The following is a 9,461-nucleotide window of genomic DNA, read 5'->3' on the forward strand; positions in this document are numbered from 1 at the left end:
TTTCCTTTCTGGTTTGCATGAGGCGGGTTAAGCAGCGTCAGAATGCTTCGGCGTTTCGATCGTCGAGCAGACTCTCTGCATCGCGGCGGCCGAAGAGCCAGAACATTGCAGGGGTAAGGAAGGTATCCAGCAGGGTCGAACTGATGAGGCCCGAGAAGATCACCACGGCCACCGGATGCAGAATCTCGGTACCCGGGCGCTCGGCCTCGAACAGCAGCGGTGCAAGCGCAAACGCGGTTACCAGTGCGGTCATCAGCACCGGCGACAGGCGCTCGATCGAGCCCCGCAGGATCATCGTGTGGTCGAAGCTCTCGCCCTCGATACGCATCAGGTTGAGGTAATGACTCACCTTGAGGATGCCGTTTCGCACCGAAATACCTGCAAGCGTGATGAAGCCGACGAGTGCAGCCACCGACAACGGCTGACCGGAGATCCACAGTCCAATCACCGCCCCGACCAGTGCGAGCGGAATGTTCGCCATGATGAGCGCCGAGAGTCGAACCGACTTGTAGCGGCTGTAGAGCACGACGAACATCAGCACGAGTGAGACGATCGAAAGCAACCCGACCAAACGGGATGCCTCTTCCTGAGCTTGGAACTGCCCGCCGAGGGTGATGAAGTAGCCCTCGGGCAACTTAAGGTCGGCCACGACGGCGCGGATGTCCTCGACGACCTCCGATAGCGGACGCTGCTGCGCATTGGCCGAGAGCACGATGCGGCGCTTACCGTCGTCTCGGCTCACTTGGTTCGGACCGTCACCATCCTCGATCGACGCCAGCTTCGACAAGGGCACATGTCCGGTCGGCGTTTCGATCAGGATCTGAGCCAGCCCGTCGACCGAGCGCGCCGTTTCCGGTAGGCGAACGACCAATGCGAACCGTCGACCACCCTCGACGATCTGGGTGACCTTCTCGCCCTCGACGAGGTTTTGCAGCGCGGCCAGAATCTGCGGTGCCGGCACCCCGTAACGGGCAGCGGCCGCATAGTCGATCCGCACCTTGATCTGCGGCGCGAGCACTTGCTTCTCGATCTCCAGGTCGGCGAGCCCCGGAATGGCGGCAAGCCGCGTTCGCAATACGTCAGCCTGACCGCGCAGGGTGTCGAGATCCTCGCCGAAGATCTTGATCGCAATCTGCGAGCGCACGCCCGACAGCATGTGGTCGATGCGATGTGAGATCGGTTGCCCGATCGCGATCGCAGCTGGCAGATTGACCAGTCGCGACCGGATGTCTGCGGTGATCTCACCCATCGAGCGGCTCAGCTCACCGGCGGGTTTCAGCCCCACATCGAGCTCGCTGACGTGGACACCTTCCGCATGCTCATCAAGCTCGGCCCGCCCGCTTCGGCGCCCGACGTGCGTCACTTCGGGAACCTGTTTCACGAGCACTTCCGCTTGCTGCGCGAGCACGGTCGACTCCGCCAGGGTAACGCCCGGGTTGAGCCGCATGCCGATCAGCAAGGTGCCTTCGTTGAACGGCGGCAGAAAGGTCGTGGGGAAGAACGGTACCGCAGCGGCAGCAATTGCCACCGCAACCGCACCCGCTGTGACGGCCGCCCTGGGGTGCTCGAGCACCCCCTGCAACGCCCCGCGATAACGTGCCTTGAGCCAGGCGAGCAAGCGCGTGTCACCGTGATCGAGGGACTTCATCCGGGGAAGCAGGTAAAAGGACAGCACCGGCGTCACGGTCACCGAGACGACCAACGAGGCGAGCGTGGAGACGATGAACGCCACGCCGAGCGGCACGAACAGCCGCCCCTCCATGCCAGGCAGCGCGAACAGCGGCAAGAACACCAGCACGATGATGATGGTCGCGTAAAGGATGGCCGAGCGCACTTCCATCGTTGCGCGCGCCACGAGTTCGATCGGGTGAAGCCGATGGTCGTGATGCTTTGCGCGGTCCTCCTTCAATCGGCGCAGCACGTTCTCTACGCCCACGACCGCATCGTCGACCAAGCCGCCAATCGCAATCGCGAGACCACCAAGGGTCATCGTGTTGATCGACTGCCCGAAATACTTGAAGACCAACGCCGTCATGAAGATGGACACCGGAATCGCGGTGAGCGCGATGATCGTCGGGCGCAGGGTGCCGAGAAAAAAGAAGAGGATTGCTGCAACGAACACCGATGCGCCAATCAGCTTACCCTTGAGCGTGCTGATCGATGCCTCGATGAAAGTCGCCTGCCGGAAGGTCACCTCCGGCGCATCCATCCCGGCCGGGAGCGATATCTTCATCTCCTCGAGCGCGGTTTCGATCGAGCGAGTCAGGTGAATGGTGTCCGCCGTAGGCTGCTTCTGAATGCCGAGGATGACGGCCGGCTTGCCCTCGAAGCCGGCATCCCCCCGTTTGGGCGCCGCTGCAAAGGTCACGGATGCGATCTGACGCAGCAGGATCGGCTGGCCATCTCGCGCAGTGATCGCGAGGTTCTTCAGATCCTCCAGGCTCGAGGTCCGACCCAGATGGCGGATGAGATATTCGCGCCCGTTCAGTTCGAGAAAGCCCCCCGAGGTGTTCGACGAGAAGCCTCGAATCGCCCCTTCCAACTGCTCCAACGAAACACCGAGCTCAGCCATACGGCGGGTGTCGGGCTGAACCTGGAACTGCCGCACCTCCCCGCCAATCGGGATGACTTGCGCGATGCCGGGGATCGCCATCAGGCGCGGACGAAGAACCCAGTCCGCATACTCTCGGACCTGCATCGGCGAGATCTTTGCCGTGTCGATCGGGATCGCGATCTGCATGATCTCGCCCATGACCGAGCTGATCGGCCCCATGCGCGGAATCACGTCTTCAGGCAACCCTTCCTCCATGGCTGAGAGGCGTTCCGACACCATCTGCCGGGCGCGGAAAATCTCGGTACTCCAGTCGAAGGTCACGTAGATGAAGGACAGCCCCGAGCTCGAGGTAGAGCGCACTGACTCCACGCCGGGCAAACCATTCATGGTGGTCTCGAGCGGAAAGGTGATGAGTTGCTCGACCTCCTCCGCCGCCATGCCGCCGGCTTCGGTCATGATCGTGACCGTCGGCTTGTTGAGATCCGGAAATACGTCCACGGGTGTTCGCGAAAGCGTGAACGCACCGTAGGCCATCAGTACCAGGCTGGCGATAATCACCAGCAGCCGGTTACCAAGGCTGTTGTCGAGTAGCCACTTGAACATCGGATAGACTCCCGGTCAGCGGATCTGGTTGATCAGCGTGGCGGCACGGGAGGCGACCCGCTCGCCGGCTTCGAGGCCGGACGTCACCGCAATGTTCACGCCGTCCAGCGGCGCGATCGTGACGGTCCGGGACTCGAAACGTTCGGGCGCCGTCTTTACCCAGACGATGGTTTGGTTTGCCGAATTCTTCAGCACCGATGCTGCGGGAACGCTTACACCCTGCTGCGTGCTGCGCGACTGGACGAAGACCTCGACCGGCTGCCCCACGGCAAGAAAGGCCAGCGCTTCCCCTTCGGCTGCAAAGGTGAGCGGCAAGGCCTGCTCGCGCAGGCTGCGGGCGGCGCCGATGAAGGTGAGCGGGATCCGCTGGTCGCCGACCGCAAGACTTGCAGAGGCGACATCCGCCGCTATTTCTGGATCATAGGAGAGCGCCTCGACACGCAGCCGCTTCGGGTCGACGATCTCGAACACGAGCTCGCGCGCATCGACCACTTGGCCTGACACGGCGTTAGTCGATGCGATCACACCGCTGACGGGTGCGGTCAGGACATCACGGGCATTGAGGCCACCACCGATCGCTTTCGATCTGGCCCTCAGGCTGGCAAGCTCGCTTTCGGCCGCCTCGATCTCCTTGCGCGGTACCGTGTCGGCGAGTTCCTTCAGACGCGCAAGGCGCTTTTCCACAAGGGCCCTGGCCGCGTGCAGCTCGGCCAATTGCGCCATCTGGTTAGACCGCTCGATCTGGTCCGTCGAAGGACTAACGTAAGCCAGCACGTCCCCCTTCTTCACGGCCTGACCGACGCTTGGCAACCCCTGCGGGCCCGCCTCCAGGCGCCCAGCCACCATGGCCTGCACCTTTCCGCCGGCATTTGGGTCCATGACCACCTTGCCGGCCAGCGCGGTGGTACGCGGCAATTCGCCGGCTTCCGTAACCAACGTGCGAACACCGATCTGGCGTTGTGCCGGCTTTGGCAGAAAGACACTGCCATCGGCTTGCCGTTGTGGCCCATTGCCTCCTGCCACAACTGGACCTTCATCGCCATGATCATGGCCTTCGCCAGCAAAGGCATTCCACGAGGCACTGGCCGATACCAGCGCCAGCGCAGCAAACAGTACGCTCAGCTTCATGCGGCACCTCCAGTCGAGCGATTACGCGAATTCCCCTTGCGAAGCACAACCCAGCCGATGAGGCCTAGCACAAGCCCCCCCGCGCCTGCCCCAATTGCGTAGGGTTTCATGTCCAATTCGGCAACCTCTTCGTGCGCCTCGGCGGCGGTCTCATGCAAGTCGAGCTCACCAGCGAGCAAATCGGCGTCCTGACCGGCAATCACCGTTGCCGTGACAGAGACGACACCCGGCTTGAGCGTCTCCTCGAGCGTGGCCTCGAACTCACCGTCGGCATGGGGCGTGAGCGCAACGGCCTTCCCATCGAGTTCCAGATCGACCTTTGCGTCCTTGACCGGACTGTTGTCAGCGAAGTGGTCAAGATAGACGGTGACGTTCTTGCCATTCACTACGCCGACCAGCTCGAAGAGTTCCGAGACGGCGGTAAATCGCGGCAATGCCGGGCCCGCCGTGGTCGCGGGCGCTTCTCCATGGTCGTGTCCGTCACCGGCCAGCGTTTGCGGGGCAAGCCCGACAAGCACGGCAGCGAGGCTCCATGCCGCGAGGGTATGAGTGGATTTCATTTGGGGATCCTGTTATTCATTCGGGAAGCAGGCCCAACGCTTGGCGCTGGGCCGAGATGGCGGCTGCCAGATCAATACGCGCGCGCGCGCGCTCGCGCTCAGCTTCGGCCGCCTCGAATTCGATGCGCAGACGGGTCGGCAGATCGGCCTCACCGAGGCGGAACGCCTTCTCGAAGAAGCCGCGTGAAGCCTGTGCGAGCTCAGAGCGCCGTTCAGCAGCGGCGACCTGCTGCCGTCTCAATTCGACGCGCTGGTGCGCCATCTCTGTTTCGGCCAGCAGACGTTCGAGTTCGATCTGGAGTTGCGCCTCGGCCTCGATGGCCTCTGCATTGGCGCTTGCAACGCGGGACCGGCTGCGCGAACCGGAACCAAGCGGAATGCGCAAGCCCAGCGTGACCGTCTGTTCCCAGGATTCACCCGATGCGCCGCGTTCGCGGGTGGTCGTGACACTCAACTCCGGATTCGCGCGGCCCTGAACGCTGGCAAGGGTCATCGTGCGCCGCGCAACATCGACCCGATCACGCAGCTCGGCCACTGCAGGGTGCGCCGTCTCAAGAATCTGTGTCGGTGTCGCAGCGGAGGGGACGGGCTCCGGCGCAGACATCCCGCTGGATGAGCGTTCTGGCCCGATTCCAGTGAGCGTGCGCAACTGCTGTGCAGCATCTGCAAGGGCGCTTTCTGCCTCGGCGACGGCGGCTTCAGCTGTAGCTTGCACACCGTCGGCCTGATGCTGATCTGCGCGCGCCAGATCACCCGCCTTGATGCGCTTGGCCACGTCGGCGGCCAGTTCGCGGGCGTTCTCGAGACCCGCCCTCGCCAGCGTCACATCTACGCGCGCGCGTTGCCAATCCCAATATGCTGTGCGTACCGCTGCAGCGGTGCGCAGCTGCGCGCCGCGAGCCCGGCTCGCCGTGGCAGCTATTTCGGCAGTGGCGAGGGCTGCAGTGCTCGAACGTTCGCCCGACAGCCAAATCGGAACCGCGATGCCGACCTCGTACTCACGGCTCCCGCGATTGCTGTCCAACTGATCGGTTTTGCCGGCTACCTCTAGGGCGGGCGGTTCGACAAACCAACTGTCGGCACTGTCGCGGCGCGCTTGCGCCGCTTCCTGTTGAGTCGTGAGCGACAGCGCTTCAGGCTGGCGTGCCCATGCTGCCTCGAAAGCGTGCTTGAGGGATAGGGCGATATTTGGAGCCGAGGGGGCGGGCTGCTGCGCCCAGACACCAGTGGCGGCAAGGCCGAGTATTAGCCCTGACAGCCATTTGAGACGAAGTTGCTGAAACATCCAATTCTCCGTTGATGGAAAGAGACGGGGAATCGGCAGAGGGCGATCGGACCGATCGCAATGGACGCGTGACGCTACCGCTCAAAGCGGTAGGAACATCAAGAGGGAATGAAGGCGACCGCCCTGCCGATCAGGCTGGGCGGGCCCATTTAGGGCGTTCGGGCTCTGCGGGATGCTCAGCAAGTGAGCACCCAGGTGTGACGCCGATGGGGAGGGATGCCTGATGCTGTGTGAATAGCGCGCTGGACTCACTCGTTACTGCTGAAGAGCCCACCACCTGGCACGATGCGCAGTCTGCGTGTGCGCCCTTCGTCAAGCCCCCTTTTTCCTTGCCTTTTGCATCTTCGGTGTGACGATGCGCGTGATGACCAAAATGATTGGCTGCGGCACCGGATTCGTGCGCGCAGTAATCGCCCACCGCCGCCCAACTCAGTTGGGCAGGCAGCAGGATCAAGAGGAAAATCGCAAGCCAACGACGCATGGCGCGGATTCTATCAATAAGGATTTGCTATCGTCGACAGCGACGGTACCAATGGGCAGACCAAACGGCGCTTTACGAGAACCTGCTGGGCGAAACGCCTGGACGGCCCGACGTCTCGCGCCGATAGGTGGCTTCAGGAGCCTCTGTACAGTTCATTCATGTACGCGCGCTCTGTCGGGGTCATGTCGACCAGCTCCTTGAGGACTTCTGCACGGGTCTTGCCGGGTCCGGAAGCACGCGAGGGCACCGCGAGGCCACGCTGCAGGTAGAAATAGCTGCCATCGGCCTTTGCCTGTTCGAGCTCGCGCAACACCTCGGCGCGGGTTTTCGTGCTCGTGGAGTGATCCGGATGGAACGTGAACCCCTGCTCGCCGGGAGCGGGATGCCACAGCGAGCTGGCTTGCGCAGCCGCAGGAACGACAAGGACGGCAGCAAGAAGCGAAAAAAGGGCAGTGGTGCGGGTTTTCGACATGACAAGACTCCTTCGTTCAACGTGAGAGGTGGCGTTCGGCATAAGCCGCTTGGCGTCGCCTTGCACCGAACACGTCGCGGACTTTAAGGGTCCATCCTCGTCGAATCGCGAACTGCCAGATTACGATTTCGTAATGTGATGGTTTCGGCATCTCCGCGATAATCGCTGCATGAAGATTCTGGTTGTGGAAGACGAGCCCAAGCTCGCCGAATACCTACGCAGGGCGCTCACCGAAAGCAATTACATCGTGGATGTCGCGCACAGCGGCACGGATGGCCGCTATCTCGCGACCGAAGGGCATTACGACCTCGTCCTCCTCGACGTCATGCTTCCGGGGCTGGATGGCTATGCCGTCTTGCAAGAACTGCGTCGGGGCAAACACGTACCCGTCCTGATGCTGACCGCGCGGGACGAGGTCGAGGATCGGGTCAGAGGCCTGCAGGCGGGTGCCGACGATTACCTGGTGAAGCCGTTTGCACTGTCCGAGTTGCTCGCTCGCGTGCAGGCCTTGTTGCGGCGCGGTGCCTTGCGCTCGGATAGCCAGGATTCAACGGTGCTCCGTTTGGCGGACCTCGAACTCGACCTGGTTCGGCGCAAGGCGTCACGATCCGGGCAGCGCCTCGACCTGACCGCCAAGGAGTTCACGTTGCTGACGTTGCTGCTGCGCCGGCAAGGGCAGGTCCTTTCCCGTACCGCGCTCGCAGCGCAGGTGTGGGACATGAATTTCGACAGCAATACGAACGTGGTCGAAGTTGCGGTGCGCCGGTTGCGCGGCAAGATCGACGACGCTTTCGAGAAGAAGTTGTTGCATACCGTGCGCGGCATGGGATACGTCCTTGAGGACCGGAAGCCCTGAGAATGCGCAATCCGCGTTCGCTTAGCCGCTGGTTATCGTGGTGGCTCGCCGTGCTGGCCTCGCTGGGGCTCGGCTTGGTCTGCTCGATCGTTTACGTGGGCGCGAGTCTAAATCTCTCCAACAAGCAGACGGACGAACTGCGGCACAAGCGGGACATAGTGCGCCATCTCGTCGGCGAGATTGCAACGCGGGACGCGTTGCCGAGCCTGCGTCACAAGCTCGACGACTTCTTTGTGGGCCATGCCAACCTCGAGTTACGGCTGATCCAGGGATCTGACGCTCTTCTGTACGCAACTCCGGCGCGTTCAAGCCCCGGCGCAATCCTGCGGCGGGATGAGTTCGAAATCTCCGTGCCATGGTCGCCCACAACCATGCTGCGCGCCGAATTGATGCTCGACAGCAGCGCCGACGCGCTGCTTTTGGAGCAGTTGGCCTGGACGCTACTCGCGAGCGCCCTTGGTGGAGCGGCGGCCATCTCAGTGGGCGGCGCATGGCTCGTTCGTAGAGCGCTCTTGCCTGTTCGCGACCTGGCTCGACAAGCAGCGGCCCTAAGCCCGGAAAGCGTTGGACAGCCGCTTGACGGCTCCGCCCAGGCACAGGAGCTTCAGCCGTTGGTCACACAATTCAACGCGCTCCTGGTTCGATTGAACCGCGCATATCAACAACTGGAAGGGTTCAACGCCGATGTCGCTCACGAGCTGCGCACACCGCTGGCGACCTTGATTGGTGAGACCGAGCTAGCGCTGAGTCGTCAGCGCGATGTCGCCGAACTGCGCGATGTGCTCGGATCGAACCTCGAGGATCTTCAACTTTTAGCGGGGCTGGTCAATGACATGTTGTTCTTGTCCCGGGCCGATCGCGGGGAGCGCGCCCGTCGCCACCGTGTGGATAGCCTGGCCGAACTGGTGTCCGAGGTCATCGAATTCCACGAAGCGTCAATGCAGGAGGCCGGCGTGACTGCGCGCTTACGCGGTGACGGCATGGGCACAGTCGATGCTGGTTTGGTTAGGCGTGCGCTATCGAACCTGCTCGCCAACGCGACCCGTTTTGCAGAGCGCGGATCGGTAATCGAGGTCGATATCAAGCAGGACGCGGATGGCCGCATTTGCCTGTCTGTCAGCAACACGGGCCCTGTCATCCCCCCGGAGCATTTGCCTCGTCTATTCGACCGCTTTTATCGGGTTGATGGGGCCCGCGAACATCGCGACCATAACCACGGGCTCGGCTTGGCGATCGTAGCTGCGATCGCGCGAATGCATGGCGGCGCCACCTTTGTGCGGTCAGCTGCCGGAACGACGAGCGTTGGTCTTAACATGACCGTTATGGATAGCTGTTCATAACGGCCACGACCGGCCTGTCACCGCCGCCAGCGCTTGGGCACTCGAGAGACAGTTTCAGCTACTTCGAGGTCATCGACGCCGAGCGTCAGATCTTCGGCAGCGAACTCGGCCTCAGTCAGACGACGCGTGCGAAGCATCAGGCGATAGTGAACTGTATCGCGCACTTGGGGGCGGTTGAGCGT

7 protein-coding genes are annotated in these 9,461 nt (G+C 62.6%); 2 read left to right on the plus strand and 5 right to left on the minus strand.

Going from position 1 to position 9,461, the window contains the following annotated elements:
• Positions 1-37 precede the first annotated feature (37 nt).
• From M622_RS32835 to M622_RS32855, 5 genes are all read right to left on the minus strand, one after another.
• Positions 38-3,157: an efflux RND transporter permease subunit gene (locus M622_RS32835; RefSeq protein ID WP_021249915.1), complete on the minus strand. Its 3,120-nt coding sequence runs from the start codon at positions 3,155-3,157 to the stop codon at positions 38-40.
• Positions 3,158-3,172: 15 nt separating this feature from the next.
• Entirely contained in the window at positions 3,173-4,285 is a 1,113-nt protein-coding gene (locus M622_RS32840) for an efflux RND transporter periplasmic adaptor subunit (RefSeq protein WP_002924861.1), read from the minus strand.
• On the minus strand, positions 4,282-4,845 hold the full coding sequence (locus tag M622_RS32845) for a hypothetical protein (protein ID WP_021249916.1): 564 nt from the start codon (positions 4,843-4,845) through the stop codon (positions 4,282-4,284). The genes M622_RS32840 and M622_RS32845 overlap by 4 nt, the downstream gene beginning before the upstream one ends.
• A 16-nt stretch (positions 4,846-4,861) precedes the next feature.
• Positions 4,862-6,130: a TolC family protein gene (locus M622_RS32850; RefSeq protein ID WP_021249917.1), complete on the minus strand. Its 1,269-nt coding sequence runs from the start codon at positions 6,128-6,130 to the stop codon at positions 4,862-4,864.
• Positions 6,131-6,744: 614 nt separating this feature from the next.
• On the minus strand, positions 6,745-7,083 hold the full coding sequence (locus tag M622_RS32855; protein ID WP_002924873.1) for a DUF4148 domain-containing protein: 339 nt from the start codon (positions 7,081-7,083) through the stop codon (positions 6,745-6,747).
• Between the two features lie 169 nt (positions 7,084-7,252).
• Here M622_RS32855 and M622_RS32860 point away from each other — a divergent pair, with 169 nt between their 5' ends.
• Together M622_RS32860 and M622_RS32865 are read left to right on the plus strand one after the other, a co-directional pair.
• Positions 7,253-7,939, plus strand: coding sequence for a heavy metal response regulator transcription factor (locus M622_RS32860; RefSeq protein WP_002924878.1), 687 nt, complete (start codon positions 7,253-7,255; stop codon positions 7,937-7,939).
• Positions 7,940-7,941: 2 nt separating this feature from the next.
• Positions 7,942-9,279 (plus strand): heavy metal sensor histidine kinase, encoded by a 1,338-nt coding sequence (locus M622_RS32865; RefSeq protein ID WP_021249919.1) that lies wholly within the window; start codon positions 7,942-7,944, stop codon positions 9,277-9,279.
• The last annotated feature ends 182 nt before the right edge of the window (positions 9,280-9,461 follow it).

This window comes from Thauera terpenica 58Eu (genome assembly GCF_000443165.1).
Taxonomy (GTDB): domain Bacteria; phylum Pseudomonadota; class Gammaproteobacteria; order Burkholderiales; family Rhodocyclaceae; genus Thauera; species Thauera terpenica.

What these genes read in the sequence shown, in the direction of transcription:
- M622_RS32835 (WP_021249915.1), bottom strand. Translation starts at nt 3,157, where the DNA reads ATGTTCAAGTGGCTACTCGACAACAGCCTTGGTAACCGGCTGCTGGTG.
- M622_RS32840 (WP_002924861.1), bottom strand. Translation starts at nt 4,285, where the DNA reads ATGAAGCTGAGCGTACTGTTTGCTGCGCTGGCGCTGGTATCGGCCAGT.
- M622_RS32845 (WP_021249916.1), bottom strand. Translation starts at nt 4,845, where the DNA reads ATGAAATCCACTCATACCCTCGCGGCATGGAGCCTCGCTGCCGTGCTT.
- M622_RS32850 (WP_021249917.1), bottom strand. Translation starts at nt 6,130, where the DNA reads ATGTTTCAGCAACTTCGTCTCAAATGGCTGTCAGGGCTAATACTCGGC.
- M622_RS32855 (WP_002924873.1), bottom strand. Translation starts at nt 7,083, where the DNA reads ATGTCGAAAACCCGCACCACTGCCCTTTTTTCGCTTCTTGCTGCCGTC.
- M622_RS32860 (WP_002924878.1), top strand. Translation starts at nt 7,253, where the DNA reads ATGAAGATTCTGGTTGTGGAAGACGAGCCCAAGCTCGCCGAATACCTA.
- M622_RS32865 (WP_021249919.1), top strand. Translation starts at nt 7,942, where the DNA reads ATGCGCAATCCGCGTTCGCTTAGCCGCTGGTTATCGTGGTGGCTCGCC.